The sequence below is a fragment of the Pelagibacterium sp. H642 genome, assembly GCF_031202855.1.
Classification (GTDB): Bacteria; Pseudomonadota; Alphaproteobacteria; order Rhizobiales; family Devosiaceae; genus Pelagibacterium.
In genome coordinates this window covers 1353922-1370063 of sequence record NZ_CP101829.1, presented here as the reverse complement: position 1 = coordinate 1370063, position 16142 = coordinate 1353922, and the positions used below count along the sequence as shown (strand labels likewise).

The window sequence follows — 16142 nt, the reverse complement described above, 5'->3', positions numbered from 1 at the left end:
AGTCCGGTTCGGGCGCGAAACTTCGGCAAACTGACGTTCAGCAACCGATCCATTCCACAGCATCCCGAAGGCCGTCGTCTCTAGCTCGCCCAATCTTTCGCGCGGTCGGGCCGTCAGCGAACCGGCAGCTTTAGTCAGGGAGATCGACGATCGCGACTGTTTCTAGCGCAGCAGGAGCCGCACGAGGTATCAGTAGGCGGGCGTCATCTCGGCAGGTCCATGATCACCGGGGGACACGCCGGCCCGCAGTTTGCCGCGCACGTCCGCAGCCCAACCCGGTAGGCGCTTTTTAAGCGGCACCCTACGACGGCCTATCCTCATTGAGCATGGTCGCCAGTTCCGAAAGCGGTTGCTGCAACGCCGGAAGCGGACGGGTGAGTTCTCCAAGCTTGTCGACGAAAAGCATCAAGGCACGCTGGAGGAAGTCGAAAAGGTCCGCGTCATTGGTCAGCGGACCGCGGCGCGTGCTGTGCAGCAAATAAAGGCGGCGCAACGGGACTGGATCGGTGATGCGCCGGATGTGGAGGATGCCGGCCTCGACCTCGTCGCGAACCGAGGCATACGGCATGACGCTTGCCACCCCGCCATCGGCCACCAAGCGCTTGAGCATGGCGATGGAAGACACCTCATAGCCGATGCGCATCGAAAGTTTGAGCTGATCGGCAAAGGCCTGCATGCGGCTGCGGATCACGTCGCGTTCGTTTGGCAGGACCAGCGGCATGTCGAGAATGCTGGTAAACGAGATCGGCCCAGGCTCGCTATCTTCCGCTGCTGCGCGCACATAGACAACTTCTTCCTCGAGCAGCGCAATGCGCCGGTAGCTGGAGCGCTCGGGGGCGTCGTAGGCCAGCGCCACGTCGACCTCGCCACGGCCCACCGCGTCGATCAGAACGCTCGACATCTCCTCGATGAGGCTGACATGGAGCCGGGGCAGCTCGGTCTGCGCATCGACAAGGACCCGATGGCCCAAAAGCGCCGTCACCCCGTTGGTCAGGCCCAGGACCAAAGGCTCGCGCTCGTTGTCGGCCGCCTGCTTGATCTCCGAGCGCGCCTGGTCCACCAGATCCAGGATTTCGGCAGCGCGCTGGTAGAGTTGACGGCCGGCTGAAGTCGGAGAAACGCCTCTCGCGTGCCGGATGAATAGCGGCACCCCCAAATCCTGCTCGAGCTGGCGGATCTGCAATCCCAGTGCCGGCTGAGCGACCGCCAGCGCCTCGGAAGCCTTTGAAATGCTTCCGGTTTCGAACGTCTTGGCGAAATAGCGCAGTTGGCGAAGGTTAATTATGAGCTCCCGAACAGCTTGATGAGCTGCCCGGTAGGCGGCAGCGCCGGGGAAAATAGAGAGAGTTTCATCCCGGCGCAAGGCGAGCGGCCTGCGCCCTCTCGCCGCCGATCGCCATCAGGCCCTGTAGTTCATCACCTGGTATTCGAGCCTGTAAATCGCCGCGGTCTGCTCGCCCGATCCGCCATGTTCGCGCACCTTGCCTTCCAGCTCGTCCTCGAGCGCTTCAAGCGCTTCAAGCGTGGAGGCCTCGACCATGATCACCCTGTCGGGCAAAGAGATGGTACGGCCCCTTTGCAGCGACCGGTTGCCTGAGCTCAGTTCGCGGTCGCACACGACTAGATGCGCCCCGGTGATCCGGGGCCGGTCAACAAGCGCCGCGACCAATTCGGCCAACGCCGCATCGCCCTTGCCCGCCCCGTCAGCATAGCGCAGGGTGAGCAAATTGCCCCCGTCGCCATAGCCGGCCGATCCCGATATCCGACACACGCCACGCAAATTGTTGCGGAAGTTGGGAAGCACCTTGAGCGACCATTCGGTGGGATTGGCCAGGCGCTGGCGATAGATCTCGCTCACCAGAAGTTCGGGCTCTGCCGCTTCGTAGAGCGTGAAGAACTCCTCGCCCTTGCCCATCGAGATATAGCGCCGGCCGCGCAGAAAGCCGGGCACGCCCATGCGCTCCTGCATGTGCTCGCGCGGATGCCATTCGAAGAACTCGTCGCGCATTTCGGGAAGAATGTCGTTCCAGATCGCGACAATGCCTTTGCCGATCAGGGGCATGGGAACCTTTCCTTTTCTCTCTTAGGAGCGATGGCCCTGGAGCCTGCTCAAAATATCGGGGTTGAGCGCCCCGAACGGAATTTCGCCCCTAAGTACCTGCGCGCACTGGGCCACCGTTTCCGCCGGATGCCGGGCTGCGGCCTCCAGAGTGAGGTTTCCGATATGAGGCGTAGCGCGCACGCGCGGATGGCCGCTGAGCAGGGCGGAGGGCGTCTGGTCCGGCCCCCACCCCACATCAAGCCCTGCACCAGCGATGTGCCCACTCTCGAGCGCGGCAAGCAGCGCTGGCTCGTCGATCACATCCCCGCGCGAGGCGTTGACGAGGAAAGCGCCGCGCTTGACTCTGCCAAGGGCGGTGGCGTCAAGAAGATTGCGCGTCTCGGGCGTCGCCGAAAGAATGGGCACGACGAAATCGGACCGGGCGAGCAAGGTATGGAGTGGGACGGCGACGGCCGGCTCGGTTGGGGTCACGAACGGATCGTGGGCAAGCACCTCCATGCCGATGGCGCTCAATATCCGCGCCAGGTGCTGGGCGATGCGGCCATAGCCGATCAGCCCGGCCGTCGCGCCCGAAAGCTCTCGCCCATGGCTTGGCGCCCGCACGCTGCCGGCCCGATAGGCTGCGACGTATTCGGGAACGTCGCGGGCCACATTGAGCATATGGGCCAGGATCAGCTCGGCCGTCGAGGCGACGTAGCCTGGATTGGTCCGCGTCACCACGATGCCGTGCCGGCTGGCCGCCTCGATGTCGACATGGCGTGTTTCGACCCCGCTGCGCACGATAGCGAACAACTGCGGCAATGCCGCCATCTCGGCTTCCCCCACCGCCGTAGCGCGGTCGAGGACGATAACCCGACACCCTTGCGCCGCCGCGACCAGCGCCTCGCCCTCGAGCTCGGCATCGCCGAGATTGAGCCGCAATTCTCCCAGCGCCCGCAACCCGTCCATCGCCGCTTCGCCATACCACCAGGGGCGCGATCCGGCCGGATGGGTCAGAAGGATCGCCGGCCGCGTCACGATACGCTCTCCACGCTTTCGACCCTTGCGTGCTTGCGCCGCCGCAATGCGCCCCAGATGGTGAGCGCGAGGACCAGCACCGCAACGACCAGAAGCGTTGCGCTGATCGGGCGCTGAACGAAAACCGCCGGATCGCCGCCCGAGATCAGGAGCGCGCGCTTGAGGTACTGCTCCATCAGTGGGCCGAGGATGAAGCCGAGCAGCAATGGCGCCGCCTCGAAGCGGAACGTCGACATGAAATACCCGATGATGCCGAAAAGGATCATGATCCACACATCGAACGCGTTGTTGTTGACGCTGTAGACGCCGATGGCCATGAACATCAGGATGGCCGGCATCAGGATGCGGCGAGGGATGGTGAGGATGCGCACCCAAATGCCGATCAGCGGCAGGTTGAGGATCACCAGCATGATGTTGCCGATCCAAAAGCTCGCGACCAACCCCCAGAACAGCACCGGCTGGCTCTCGATGAGCCGCGGGCCAGGCTGGATGCCGTGGATAATCAACATCCCCAGAAGCAGCGCCATCACCGCATCGCCCGGAATCCCCAGCGTCAGCGTGGGAACGAACGAGGTCTGCGCCGCGGCGTTGTTGGCCGCCTCTGGAGAGGTAACGCCCTCGATGACCCCCGTCCCAAACTTCTCGGGGGTCTTTGAAACGCGCTTTTCCACTACATAGGCCATGAACGAGGCGATGTTGGTGCCCGTGCCTGGCAGGGCGCCGACCACCGAGCCCAGCGCCGTGCCACGTACGATGGGGGCCAGCGAGCGGCGGATGTCGCTCAGCTTGGGCAGCAGCGAGCGCAAACCGACCCGCTGGACGGCGCCCCCTGATTCCTTGCCCGCGATGGTGGCGATCACCTCCGAAACCCCAAACAGCCCCATCGAGAGCGCCACGAGGTTGATGCCATCGCTCAGCCCGAGCATGCCGAAGGTGTAGCGCAGTTCACCGGTCTGAACGTCGCTCCCCACCGATCCCAGCGCGATCCCCACCAACACCATGGCGATGCCCTTGATAGGGGACCCCGCCGCGAGCGTCGATGAGGCAACGAGCCCGAGCAGCATGAGCGAGAAATAATCGGCCGCCGCGAACGACATCCCGAAGCTCGCGAGGCTCTGAGCGAAAAGCGTGAGAACGAAAATGCCCACGGTGGCCCCGGCGAACGAAGCGATCGTGGTCATGGCTAGCGCCACCCCCGCCCGCCCCTGCTGGGACATGGGATAGCCGTCAAGGCAGGCCACCGCCGAGGACGGGGTGCCCGGCAGGTTGAGCAGAATGGCCGCCGTCGAGCCGCCATACTGCGTGCCGTAATAGATGCCTGCGAGCATGATCAGCGCCGTATCGGGCGGAACATAGAAGGTGAGCGGCATGAGCATCGAAATCGCGGCCAGCGACCCGATCCCGGGCAGAACACCCACGAATGTGCCAAGAAACACGCCAACGAAGCAGTAAAACAGGTTCATCGGCGACAGCGCCGCGCCGAACCCGATGGAAAGATTTGCAAGGATGTCCTGCATTTCACAGCCCCCAGCGCAAGGCGGGGATGTTCATCCCCAGGCCTCTCGAAAAAATCAGCCAGGCCAGGACGGCCAGAACGATCGCCGTCACGACCGATGTGACGGGACGGCGCTCGCGTTCGGTAAGGCCGACCAGCAGCACAAGCCCGATAGTGGCCGGAAACATGCCAAAGCCCCGGATGAGTAGGCCAAAGACCAGCAGGGAAACGCTCACCAGACCCAAAACGCCCATCTGCCGGCGAAAGGCCGGGGCGTCGAACGGCTCGGTGTCGTGCGGCGGGCCTGATAGCCCCATAAGCATGACAATCGCCCCCAAAAGAGCGATTGCCACGCCCACGATGAGTGGGAACATCCCCGGCCCCATGTCGATGAAATCGCCGATCTGATACTGCAAGGCACCGATGGCGAATGCGATCCCGAACAGGACAAGGATGGCGCCCCCGCCCGCTTCGATCAGGCGCGAGCGGCTCATTGCCGCGCCTCCGTTTGCCCCGCAAGTGCGCCAACCGGACGCCGCAGCGGCCCGGCGACGCCATAAACATCTTCGAGAAGCCGCAAGGTGTTGATCTGGTCACGCGCTGAGGTCAGGAACGGCTTACCCGTCGCCAGCCCCTCGACGAAATGGGCGATCGCCCCGTCAAAGCAGCCCTGGCGCACCTTGTTTTCGTCGTACTCGATGGTCTCGTCCTCCTCGGGGCCATGCAGGCGCAACCTTGCGCCGTCGAGGGTGACGCTGGCGCGCGTCCCGGCGATTTCCAGCCTATTGGGCGCTCTGAAGGCGTGCCCCGCCGAGGTCATCACGCCTTCGACGACGACCGCGTGGCCGGCATCAGCCTCGAGCAGGATCGCGGCTGCGTCTTCCCCGATAATGCGGTCGCTGTAGCGTCCCAACCGGGCGGCGACCACCCGCAGCTCCCCGAACAGCGAGCGGACCGTGTCGAGTTCGTGGATCAGCGACTCGGCGACCAGCAGCCGCTCTTCCTTGGCCACGAAAGGTTGCCGGCTCAGCGCCGGCACCATCCCGTCGGGCCGCGGCAGCATGTTCGACCGCCAAAGCGCGATCCGCGCCTGGGTGATCGTTCCCAAGCGACCCTCAGCGATCCACATTCGGATCTGCTCGAAATACTCGCGATAACGCCAGTTCTCGTTGACCATCACGCGCACCCGATCGCCAATCTCGGCGACCAGCGCCTCGGCCTGCTCGAGCGTGGGGCAGAGCGGCTTCTCACACAGCGCGTGCAGCCCGTTCTCGGCCGCCAACCGGATCATGCCCGCATGGGTGTGGCGCGGGGTGACGATATCGACAGCGCCAAGGTCGGCCTCGGCCATCATCTTGGCAGGGTCGGTATAGACGGCGGTAATGGAAAACGCCTCGGCCTGAGCGGCTGCCCGGTCCTCGACCGGATCACAGACCGCAACGACATCGGCGCCCGGGCAGTTGGCCCAGGCAATCAGGTGGTCGCGGCTGATATGGCCGCAGCCTAAAAGTCCCACGCGGAGGTTTTTCTCGCTCACGTCAATAAGCCCGGAAGGGCCCTCCTATCGTTCGCCGCCACACCGGACGGTATGATCGTCAATCGGCGACATGCGCCGCGGACAAAAACTGCTCAAGATCGGACATGGCGGCCCGCGCCCGCTCGGCCGGGGGAAGGTGGCGGATGCTGGCGTCGGCCACCTCGTACTCCACCTCGAGGTCACTGGGCAGCACCGCCATCAACCCCGAGAGCGGCAACTCTCCCTGCCCCAGCCGCAGCCGGGCGGTTCGCGCCTCCTGCATCAATTCCTCATTGCCCGGCCGCGGTCCGCGAAGCTTCATCGCATCGCAGATCTGCCAAAATGCGAGCTCTTCGCGCGGCAATGCCGCAAGGTCCTCAAGGCTGTCTCCGGCCCGGTCGAGATGGAGTGCATCGATCAAGAGACGCGCAGTCTTTGCACCGCTATCGGCGATGAAGGCTCGCGCTGCGGCCAGGTCGGTGATGGTGCTGTAGGGCAGATATTCGAGCGCGATCCGCGCCCCTGCCCGCCTCGCCATTTCGTCATAGGCGGAAAACAGCTCGATCGCCTCCTCGCGGTCGGGCATGAAGCAGTTGACCACAAGCGTGTCCGAGCCCAGCTCCTTCACCGTATCGACGACCCGCCGCAGATGCTCTGTGGTCAGACCAGGATAGAACTGGAAAGCGGAGATGTTGGATATGACGACCCCGGCGTCGCGCGAAAGCCGCGCCAGCCGCACCGTCTCGGCTTGGTCGCCAATGATGTCAAGAAAGCTCGTATCGCCCACAAAACGGCCGCAGATGCGGATGCCCACGCCCCAGAACCCGGCGGCGGCCGCCGCTTCGATGTTTTCTGCCGGCGTGGCGCCGAGCGTGAGATGGGCAAGGGATTTGCGCATGATATGGCCTTTGTGTTGCAACGTCAGTCCGAGCTCGCCATGGGCATGACAACGCCCCAGCGCTCCGAGAGCCGGGCGAGATCGGCGGCCACTTCGTCCGGCAGGGGCACCCCTCGGGCATGCGCCGCCGCCTCGCGTTCAGCCGCGCTTTCGCCCGGTAGCACGATGGCCTCGACCCCGGGCCGGCGCGGCGTGCGATGGAGCGTTTCGCGCAACGCGTCCATACGGGCGTTGAATTCCGCCCGCCCGATGAACCGCTCGGGATCGATGGCAAGATGGAAGTGCCCGTTGCCCGTGGGCCTGTCGGTGGCGGTGAACCATTGCGACACCCCGCCCAGCATAGCTGCCCCCGCCAGTGCCCCGCCCAGGATTTCCCCGATCACGGCGAGACCGTACCCCTTGTGACCCAGCGCCAGCAGAGCACCCCCTTGCGGAAAGTCCTCAGGGCGGTTCGTGTCGTTGCCCGCCGCATCCACGATCCAGCCGGTAGGAACCGCCGAACCGGTCTTGGCTGCATGGCGGATCTTGCCGCCCGCCACGACGCTCATGGCGATGTCGAGCACCACCGGCGCGCCCGAACCGCCCGGTACGGCCCAGGCCAACGGATTGTTGCCGATGGCGTTTTTGCGCCCGCCCCAAGGCGCCATCCCGGGATGGCCGTTCGTCCAGGTCATGCCGATATGACCGGCCTCAAGCGCGATCATCGCCGAATGGGCGCAGGTGCCGATAAAGTCGCTGTTGCGCACGGTCACTGCCCCGATCCCGGCCTGGGCCGCTTTGGTGCTGGCCAACCGCATCGCGTATGTCGCCGCCACCGGGCCCAGCGCCGCATCGGCATCGACCACCGCCATCGCGGACGCCTCGGTCACGACCGCGATATCGGGCCTTGGATTGGCGCCGCCATCGACCAGGCGCGCCACCAGGAACGGCAGCCTGATCAGGCCATGGGAGGCCGTGCCCCGGCAATCGGCCTGGACCAGCGCATCGGAAACGGTGCCGGCCGCGGCCGGCTCCATCCCCGCCGCGACGAGAATGGAGCGGCTAAAGCGGTTGAGTGCGGCAACGCCGTAGCGTTGCCAACCGATCGTGTTCATGCCGCGCTACCGTCCGGTCAGGCTCAGCCCGTCGCCATGCCGGACGCCTCGGCGATCTCGCCAAACAGCGCATAATCGGAGCGAATCCGTTCGGCGAACTCATCGGGCGTGCTGCCCACCGGACGCAACCCGCCGGTTTCGATGCGGCTGGCCATTTCCGGCTCATCGAGACTTGCCCGCGTGGCCTGGGCAAGCGTCTCGATGATTTCGGCAGGCGTTCCGGCCGGAGCGTGAAGTCCGAACCAATCCATGCACGAGGCGAGCGAATCCAGTCCCACCTCGGGCCCTGTCGGAACATCGGGAAGCGCTGCATTGCGCTCCTTACCCACGACCAGCAGCGGCTTGAGCTGGCCTTCCTCGATGTAAGGCGCGCTCAGATTGTAGGAATTGAGCGCGAACTGGACCTGGTTGTTCAAAAGATCTGGCATCAGAGCCGATCCGCCCTGGTAATGGACGCCACGTGATTCAATGCCGGCAGCATGGAGGAACGCTTCGGTAAACAGGTGCAGATTGCCCCCCGCCCCGGACGTCCCGTAGAGCACTGTGCCCGACTTGGCGCCTTCGATGAGCTCGTCGACCGTATTGAACCCCGAACCGATGCTGGCGTTAAGAATGAAATCGCCCTCGGCGAGCAGCGAAATGTGGGCGAGATCGCTTACCGGATCGATGGTCAGATTGTCAGAGACGTGCGGAACGACGACAAGCTGGCCCACGGCGGAAAACAGCAGCGTCTGACCGTCAGGCTCGGCTTCGGCAACCGAGGTCATCCCGATCGCACCGGCCGCGCCGGTGCGGTTCTCCACGATAACCGGCTGGCCAAAGCGGGCGCTGAGGCTGTTGGCTAGAATGCGGGCCAGCGTGTCGGTGGTGCCGCCGGGCGAAAAGCCGCACACGATGGTGACGGGACCGGACGGCCAGCTCTGCGCGCGCAACGTTGCGGGGGCGGCAAGTCCGGCGGCAAGCGCCGAGGCGCCCCACATGAACTGGCGGCGATCGAGTTTGAAATCCATAAGCATCCTCCCTTGGCGGCTTTTCCGCCGTTTGTTCATGGTTGCTCTAGGCCGCGCCGGGCAAAAGGCACAACAACCGATTTGATCTGGTGGGGTAAACCGGCACGATCTAGCTCTCTATAAGCTGCTGGGATCACGACGATTATATCGTCCGATGCCCACTCCTGTCCCATTGCGCTTCCCACATCGCGGAAAATCGCTTTCGCAAAGATTCGCATCGGAGGGGGAATGTGCTCAATCAGTCACGACATGTGGCCAAAGGAGCGTAGCGACAATGCAGACCAACACAAATATCGACATCGACGATGCCCGCATCCTGATCGCGGGAGCCGTGGAAAAGGCAAACGAGATCGGCGTTCCCATGTGCATTGCGGTCTGCGATGGCGCGGGCAATCTGGTCGCCTTCGAGCGCATGACGGGCGGCAAGGTCACCAGCATCACTATAGCCATCGACAAGGCCTATACCGCCGCGGCGGCCAAAAAGGCGACCCATGACTACGCCGCGGCCAGCCAGCCCGGCAAGCCCGCCTTCGGCATCAATTCGGCGATCAACGGGCGGTTGATGGTGGTGGCCGGCGGGCTGCCGATCGTGGTGCGCGACGAAGTTGTCGGCAGCATCGGCATCAGTTCGGGCACGCCCGATGAAGACAGGCTGTGCGCCCAGGCGGGCCTGAATGCCTTCCTCAAGGCCATAGCCTGACGTCCTGCGCGCAATAACCGGACGGGCGGTCAGGCCCGCTCGGGTTGCCTGGTCCGCCTCGACGGGCGTCACGGTGAGTCATCGGCGAAAGAGCTGTTGCTGGGCCCAGGACTCTCGACTTCCTATCTAAGCCAAATGGCATGAACGACACCGGACGTTTAGGCCATGAATTGAAGCGGCACCTTGCGATCGCAAGGTCGAAAGGCGCACGATCTTGAATCCTCCCTTGCCGATTCGGGAAAAAGCGGATTGCCCAGACCTGCTTCTGCGTCAGGGGACGCTGGTTTTGGCTGCATTCTGGCACTCCATGCAGCCCGTCCTCGGTCTGCAGCATCATGTCGAGAATACCCCTTTCAGTTCTTTTTGGCCGTGATCGACCACAAGTGAAGCGGTCGAGGCTATTTGCGGTGGGGCCAAAAGCTGTCGGTCAGTTTCCGAGTAAGGATCTTAGAAAGCCGCCCTACAGCAGCCGACCCTCATTGCGGACGTTGACGTCGATTCCGCCTACGCAAAAAAGCGGACATTCGTTGCAGGCCACTTCCGTCATTGCGCCCAATCCGGTCAATCGTTGGCCGAATTCGCATCAACTGGTGGTGCTTTCATTTCACTTTGTGGTTCGATAAAGTTGCGCAAGATTGGGGGGCGCAATGGCAGATAGGCATTTCCAAGTGGTGGTCGAGAAGGACCACATCAACAAACTCGCCAGTGCGAAGCCCATCCCCGCTGTTGCGGAGTTGGTGTGGAACGGTCTCGATGCGGACGCATCCCGCGTAAACGTAACGCTCGAACGCGGCCCGTTAGGGCTTGAGGCAGTCGTCGTCACCGACAATGGGCACGGCATTGCACACCAAGAGGCCGAAGGGCTGTTCGGTAGGCTCGGCGGATCATGGAAGGCAAACGGGAATCGCTCCCGTAAGCGAGGGCGCATCCTTCACGGCAAGGAGGGCAAGGGGCGCTTCAAGGCGCTGGCTCTCGGCCGAGTTGCCGATTGGATCAGCGTCTACCGGGCGGAAGATGGGCGGGTCCTTCGGTTCACCATTACCATCATTCGCGACAACCTGACGGACGTGCGGGTGACGGAACCCGAGGAGGTAGGCAAGGGGGTTTCCACAGGCGTGGAGGTCCGGATCACGGAACTAGATCGGTCGTTCCGCTCATTGGAAGCGGACCAAGCCATCCAGCCGTTCTCCGAACTCTTCGCTCTCTACCTCACCGACTATAAGGACGTAGCCGTTTTCGTCGACGACGCGAAGCTGGACCCAGAGAACCTGATTCAGAGCCGGGCGGAGTTCGCACTGACGGAGGTGGCGCACGAGGGACGCACGTATGGCGTCAAACTGCACTTGATCGAGTGGAAGTCATCGGCAGAGCGATGGGTGTTTCTGTGTGGCGAAGAGGGTTTCCCCTTCCAGCGCCTAACTCCAACCTTCCACACGCCGGGGCATCAGTTCTCCGCCTACCTGAGGTCCGGACTCCTTGACGAGCTTCAAAGCACCGGCCAGATCGACTTAGCCGATTTCACCCCGGCTCTAAAGTCCGCCTATGATGAAGCTGCGGACCTCACCAAAGCCTACTTCAAGGACCGCGACGCGGAGCAGTCTCGCTCGGAAATCGAGAGGTGGAAGGAGCAGAACGTCTATCCTTACCGAGAACCGGCCGAGACAGTCGTTGAGATCGCCGAGCGGCAGGTGTTCGACATTCTCGCTCTCAACCTGAACAAGCAGCTTCCGACCTTCTCGGATCAGGATAGCCGCACCAAGTCATTTCAATTGAGGATGCTACGTCACGCTGTTGAGCGAGGACCTGAGGAACTTCAACACATCTTCACGGAAGTGTTACAGCTGCCTGTGAAAAAGCAACAGGAGTTGTCGCAGTTGCTCCGCGATGCGGATCTCGGCAATATTATCACCGCCTCGCGGTTGGTCGCTGATCGGATGAAGTTCCTCACGGGCCTAGAAGCGCTGATCTTCGACCGGGAGACTAAGCCGCATGTGAAGGAGCGGAGCCAGCTTCACCGAATCCTTGCCGAGGGCAACACATGGATATTTGGGGAAGAATTCAATCTCACGGTGGACGACCAGTCTCTGACTGAAGTCCTCCGCAAACACCAGCAACTGATCGGGGAAGAGGTCGTGATCGACGCCCCGGTGAAACGCGTCGATGGCAAGGTCGGGATTGTTGACCTGATGCTCTCGCGCTCAGTACCGACCAGTCGGTCCGACGAGCGGGAGCATCTGGTAGTCGAACTCAAGCGACCATCGAAAAAGATCGGCGGCCCCGAGATCATGCAGGCCAAAAACTACGCCTACACCGTGGCTAAGGACGAACGGTTCCGCCATATTAAAACCCGCTGGACGTTCTGGGTTGTTTCTAATGACCTCGATGACTTCGCCCAAACAGAGGCACGTCAAAAGAACAAGCCGCGTGGGCAAGTCGCCCAGACTGACGACGGCCTCGTTGAAGTGTGGGTCAAGTCATGGGCCGAACTTTTCGCTGAGAGCAAGGGCCGAATGAGGTTCGTGCAGGACCGATTGCAGGCTAGTGTGGACCGTGAGGATGCGCTCGCCTACCTCCGTAAAACGTACGCGAAGTACCTAAACCCTGACTTTGAGGAAATTGAGGTTGAGAGTGACCGAGCTCCCGAAGTTGAGGAGGCTCCGGCGTAGATTGAGCGAGCCGCCTCCGGTCCGGGCGGACTTCGGTTGGCAGCTTTAACTCCCAACGTCCGCTTTCCCCATAGGCTTTCCAAAAGCCGCTAGTCAGCTTTCCACCCCAATATGGCCTTTGGCGGCGGCCAAAGCGGACTGGCAGGTTTCGGGAAATCAAAAATGCGGTCTGAACGGCGGGAATGAGGGCGCGAAGCCGACAGAGCGGTCGTGAGTGACCCACTCGCTCATATGGCGAAGGAATGATCCTGATAAGAATACGACGTAACCCGGGGAACCGGGTGAGCGCGTGGTGCCGAGCCGCCGCTGGCTTATCCGCTGTACTCTTGACTGGTCGGCGGCTTTGAACGCTCAGACGGTGGAATAGTTGCCATACAGTTCTTGGCACGCCCAGATCAAGATCAGATACGGACGACTAAGAATCCTCTGCGGCAGGCGACTGACACGTCGGCACTGACCGAACGGGTGCCGGAGGCATCCCACGCGCATTCCGCGCCAAGGCGTGAACGGTGGGAGATTACCTGACCTTTTGGTGTGCTCTGTCCTGGGTTCGGACTATCGAATTGAAGAAGCCGACAAGAACCTAGTTGGATAGGGATCATCATGTCGGCACGATTGGAGTCCGACATGATCCTCGATCACTTGGGCCTGACGGCAACGCACCTTATCAATCCTGATGACGTTTGCCTGTACGTCCCTCACCGGGTCCCGGCCCATGGCATCACGCTGGTTGCGGCGGATCGGTCGGTCGCTGTCGTTATCGCCCCGATGTGCGCGATCGAAGACCCGCGCCTTGCCCCATGGCTATCGTTGAACGGCATCTATCGCGTCGAGGACCCGAGCGGTTCCGTTGCCCGCGTCGGGGAAGGCAAGGTCATCGATCGTCTTCGTAGGCACCGAGCGGCGCCTGTCGTGCTCCCGGCTCGCGTCGTTGCAGCCTTCGCCGCCCAAGGGGAATGGACCGCCCAGGAACGGAAGTATCTCGAGGCCGAGTTCGCGCACGCCTGGGTGGCCGAGGGCAATTCTCTGGCCAGTACGACCTTCGATCGTCATCCATACTTCCGAATGGCACATGGCCGACGTCACGAGCTGTCGCTTGTCATGCGCCGTGTGCTGGATTTGATCTTTCTCGGCGAAAGGGTCCTGGACGGCGACGCGGACTTCCGCCCTTTATCTGCCGACGCTACCGAATGGCCAATGGCACCGACCTCCGTTCCGGGTCCGGCGGACGAGGTCGTTGGGCCCGCAGTGGTGATGCACCTGGCACGCGAGGCCGTCAACTTCCGCCATTTCGAGGTCGGCTCCCGTCTTCGGTATGCCGACGGCAAGATCGCCGCACTTGCGACAGTCCGGAACGAAACCGTCGTCTTGCACCCGGGGTCCAGCGTCTACCTGCAAGCCTCGGCCAGTGTCGGCCAACGCTACCGGTCCGCGCATGCCCGTTTCCTGGAAGCGGCCAGGGTGGTGGGCAACAGCGAAGTCGGCTTCACCCGTGTCGCTATCGCCGGCAGGACCGCCGCTTCCCTGATCAAGATGGTCACTGCCGGGCGAACGCATGTGGCTTCACGCTGGAGCATCGGCTGAGCCGACACGGCAAAGGCCCCTTTACATAAAAACGTGCGGGAAATTCGTCATGGCCAGACTGTCCGATGAAGTCGTTGCCGCCGGACTGCGAGAGATGATTAAGCTGAGGAACGGCGGGATGCCGTCCGACGACGAACTCGAACGCGCTCCAGTTCTGACTGCATGGCTGTTCGTCGAAGTCGATGGCGGGTATGTGCGCCTCGGCGGCTTCGTGACAGGACATCCGACTGTTGGGCCGGGCTGGTGCTGGACCAGCATCGTGATCTTCGTGGCGCCAGACAGGACATGGGCCCGTACGATCAGTCGATACTACCGGCTCGCAGATCCATGCCTTTCGATGGTGGTTGATCGGCCAGTCGCTCGGCCAGGTGCTCAGATCCGTCGCCATCGTCACCACCGTGTTCTTCAAGAAACCGGGGAATTTTCGACACTGCCGCCAACATGACCTCCGGCCAGGCCGTGCCGTATGTACGGCCGACCGTCGCCGACGCATGGCCGTCTATCCTGTCGATCACCTGTTCCTGCACTTCCGCTGCCAAGAGCATCGACCGGAAGAGATGCCGCCACGCATGGTTGGGACTGACGTTCTCGTCCGTGATACCGACGACCTTGCGTACCCACTCTGCCACGCGCGATGCGGCCTTCGCATATTGGGGATTTGCGGCCGAACCATCGCGGGCGCGACCCGGATCGTAGAAAAGCGGCCTGCCCTTGCGGCTCCCCACATATTCGAGGAATCCCATCTCCACCAGGTGAGGATGCAAGGCCACTTCGCGCGCCTTTCTAGTTTTCGTGGTACCAGCTTCCGGCGTGATTCGAATTACCCAGACAAACCGGCCGTTTCGCGACTTTTTCGGGAAAACGTCCTCCGATCGTGCCTGGGTGATCTCGTTCACGCGAGCGCCCGTATAGGCGCAGAGCCATGGAACCCAGCGACGGGCTCCGGCTCCTTCGGCGGACATGCGGTTGCTGACGGGATCGAGCGTAGCCTTCAGAATGCGCTCGGATTCCTCGAGAGAAAACTCCCTGTCACGAACCTGCTCTTTGTTGATAGCGGGTGGATCAATGTCGTCGAAGGGGCGGTTGGTGATGAGATCGTTCCTTCGCGCCCAATTCAACAAGGCCCGGGGGTGGGCCATGTCCGCATACCATACGGTTTGCGGCGCGATACCGGCGTCGAGGCGGTGCTTCATCCATGCTTGAGCGTCGGCCCGCGTGACCCGCGACGGATCGTCGTGACCGAGGAAGGTGAAAAAGGCAGCAAGGACGCCCTTCTGGCGTTTGACGGATTTCGCGGCCGGCTTTCGCGCATCCACATAACCCGCATACATTTTGCGCCAGTCGGTCGAGTTTTCCTTGGAACGGGTGACCCGAGCCGGGAACCGATCGGCGAGAGGATCGTCACTGAAATCGCCTTCAGCATGGCGGGCCAGCACGGCATAACCCTGTGCCAAAGCGCTGGCCACCTCCAAGTAGAGGCGCGTCAGACTTTCGTTGTCGGGGACGATGCCTTCGCTGTCGAGCACTTCCCGCACCTGCGCGCCGACCTTTCGCGCAGCGGCCTGCGCGGGCTGGAAGGCCCAACCGGGAATTCGCTTGCGGCCGGGCTTCATCAGCCGATCGGGCAATGCCGATTGGATCTGATCGAGCTTGTCACGCCATATCTTGGCGGGACCCGGATGCTTGCCGTATCGGCGCAGAAGGTCGTGGTAGAATTCGCCCGCCATAGCCACGATCTGTTGCAGGGTGAGGGATTGCTCCCTAACAGGTTCGGGGACCAATGGTTGCCGCTGCAGATCGTCCCATCGTGCTTGAACGTCCGCGGCCGCCTGCGCGAACCGACGTCTGGCAACCGCTAGGTCCTTGGTGTGAAGGGAGAACTTCTCTTCCTTCCTGCCGAGGAGAGGCTGAAGGTGCTCAGGTACAGCCTTGCGGAAATACCAGACGCCTGATTTCGGGTGCAGAAAGGGTGTAGCCATGCGCACAACCATAGAACTCTCCCGTGAACAAGCCGTAAGCACGACGCCGGACAGGGATTTAGCGCGTTTGGGAGGGCGAATTACAGGCTTCGGCTGACGGGCATTCCGATATGACTCCCCG

General features: G+C 62.6%; 13 protein-coding genes and 1 pseudogene. 4 read left to right on the top strand and 10 right to left on the bottom strand.

Annotation, left to right across the window (positions count from 1 at the left end; all coding sequences use genetic code 11):
- Nucleotides 1-301: 301 nt before the first annotated feature.
- Genes NO934_RS06755 through NO934_RS06715 form a run of 9 tightly spaced genes read right to left on the bottom strand, consistent with a single transcriptional unit; the run spans nt 302 to nt 9092 of the window.
- Nucleotides 302-1363, bottom strand: coding sequence for a LysR family transcriptional regulator (locus NO934_RS06755; RefSeq protein WP_309163081.1), 1062 nt, complete (start codon nt 1361-1363; stop codon nt 302-304).
- 36 nt (nt 1364-1399) lie between these two features.
- Nucleotides 1400-2062 carry a hypothetical protein gene (locus NO934_RS06750; RefSeq protein WP_309163080.1) on the bottom strand — a complete coding sequence of 221 codons (663 nt, stop codon included), beginning with the start codon at nt 2060-2062 and terminating at the stop codon, nt 1400-1402.
- A gap of 21 nt (nt 2063-2083) precedes the next feature.
- Complete coding sequence (locus NO934_RS06745; RefSeq protein WP_309163079.1) at nt 2084-3079, bottom strand: NAD(P)-dependent oxidoreductase; 996 nt, start codon at nt 3077-3079, stop codon at nt 2084-2086.
- Nucleotides 3076-4596 carry a tripartite tricarboxylate transporter permease gene (locus tag NO934_RS06740; RefSeq protein WP_309163077.1) on the bottom strand — a complete coding sequence of 507 codons (1521 nt, stop codon included), beginning with the start codon at nt 4594-4596 and terminating at the stop codon, nt 3076-3078. The genes NO934_RS06745 and NO934_RS06740 overlap by 4 nt, the downstream gene beginning before the upstream one ends.
- 1 nt (nt 4597) lies before the next feature.
- Complete coding sequence (locus tag NO934_RS06735) at nt 4598-5068, bottom strand: tripartite tricarboxylate transporter TctB family protein (RefSeq protein ID WP_309163076.1); 471 nt, start codon at nt 5066-5068, stop codon at nt 4598-4600.
- Nucleotides 5065-6111 carry a Gfo/Idh/MocA family oxidoreductase gene (locus NO934_RS06730; protein WP_309163075.1) on the bottom strand — a complete coding sequence of 349 codons (1047 nt, stop codon included), beginning with the start codon at nt 6109-6111 and terminating at the stop codon, nt 5065-5067. Before NO934_RS06730 ends, NO934_RS06735 begins: the two co-directional genes overlap by 4 nt.
- A gap of 58 nt (nt 6112-6169) precedes the next feature.
- Nucleotides 6170-6988, bottom strand: coding sequence for a TIM barrel protein (locus NO934_RS06725; RefSeq protein ID WP_309163074.1), 819 nt, complete (start codon nt 6986-6988; stop codon nt 6170-6172).
- A 23-nt stretch (nt 6989-7011) separates the two neighbouring features.
- The gene (locus NO934_RS06720) at nt 7012-8082 is read right to left on the bottom strand and encodes an Ldh family oxidoreductase (protein WP_309163073.1); all 1071 of its coding nucleotides are present in this window, start codon (nt 8080-8082) and stop codon (nt 7012-7014) included.
- 23 nt (nt 8083-8105) lie between these two features.
- Nucleotides 8106-9092 (bottom strand): tripartite tricarboxylate transporter substrate binding protein, encoded by a 987-nt coding sequence (locus NO934_RS06715; protein WP_309163072.1) that lies wholly within the window; start codon nt 9090-9092, stop codon nt 8106-8108.
- 274 nt (nt 9093-9366) lie between these two features.
- Between NO934_RS06715 and NO934_RS06710 the strand changes: the two genes are divergently transcribed.
- From NO934_RS06710 to NO934_RS20630, 4 genes and pseudogenes are all read left to right on the top strand, one after another.
- Nucleotides 9367-9792, top strand: coding sequence for a heme-binding protein (locus NO934_RS06710; RefSeq protein ID WP_309163071.1), 426 nt, complete (start codon nt 9367-9369; stop codon nt 9790-9792).
- A gap of 647 nt (nt 9793-10439) precedes the next feature.
- Nucleotides 10440-12458 (top strand): ATP-binding protein, encoded by a 2019-nt coding sequence (locus NO934_RS06705; protein WP_309163070.1) that lies wholly within the window; start codon nt 10440-10442, stop codon nt 12456-12458.
- Nucleotides 12459-13085: 627 nt separating this feature from the next.
- Nucleotides 13086-14042, top strand: coding sequence for a hypothetical protein (locus tag NO934_RS06700; protein ID WP_309163069.1), 957 nt, complete (start codon nt 13086-13088; stop codon nt 14040-14042).
- A pseudogene (locus NO934_RS20630) lies at nt 14014-14304 on the top strand (hypothetical protein); the annotation flags it as partial. The gene NO934_RS06700 and the pseudogene NO934_RS20630, both read left to right, overlap by 29 nt.
- 37 nt (nt 14305-14341) lie before the next feature.
- On the opposite strand, the gene NO934_RS06695 reads toward NO934_RS20630, so the two are convergent.
- Nucleotides 14342-16033 carry a DUF6538 domain-containing protein gene (locus tag NO934_RS06695; RefSeq protein WP_309163068.1) on the bottom strand — a complete coding sequence of 564 codons (1692 nt, stop codon included), beginning with the start codon at nt 16031-16033 and terminating at the stop codon, nt 14342-14344.
- Nucleotides 16034-16142 lie beyond the last annotated feature (109 nt).

What these genes read in the sequence shown, in the direction of transcription:
- NO934_RS06750 (WP_309163080.1), bottom strand. Translation starts at nt 2,062, where the DNA reads ATGCCCCTGATCGGCAAAGGCATTGTCGCGATCTGGAACGACATTCTT.
- NO934_RS06740 (WP_309163077.1), bottom strand. Translation starts at nt 4,596, where the DNA reads ATGCAGGACATCCTTGCAAATCTTTCCATCGGGTTCGGCGCGGCGCTG.
- NO934_RS06735 (WP_309163076.1), bottom strand. Translation starts at nt 5,068, where the DNA reads ATGAGCCGCTCGCGCCTGATCGAAGCGGGCGGGGGCGCCATCCTTGTC.
- NO934_RS06725 (WP_309163074.1), bottom strand. Translation starts at nt 6,988, where the DNA reads ATGCGCAAATCCCTTGCCCATCTCACGCTCGGCGCCACGCCGGCAGAA.
- NO934_RS06720 (WP_309163073.1), bottom strand. Translation starts at nt 8,082, where the DNA reads ATGAACACGATCGGTTGGCAACGCTACGGCGTTGCCGCACTCAACCGC.
- NO934_RS06715 (WP_309163072.1), bottom strand. Translation starts at nt 9,092, where the DNA reads ATGGATTTCAAACTCGATCGCCGCCAGTTCATGTGGGGCGCCTCGGCG.
- NO934_RS06710 (WP_309163071.1), top strand. Translation starts at nt 9,367, where the DNA reads ATGCAGACCAACACAAATATCGACATCGACGATGCCCGCATCCTGATC.
- NO934_RS06705 (WP_309163070.1), top strand. Translation starts at nt 10,440, where the DNA reads ATGGCAGATAGGCATTTCCAAGTGGTGGTCGAGAAGGACCACATCAAC.
- NO934_RS06700 (WP_309163069.1), top strand. Translation starts at nt 13,086, where the DNA reads ATGATCCTCGATCACTTGGGCCTGACGGCAACGCACCTTATCAATCCT.
- NO934_RS06695 (WP_309163068.1), bottom strand. Translation starts at nt 16,033, where the DNA reads ATGGTTGTGCGCATGGCTACACCCTTTCTGCACCCGAAATCAGGCGTC.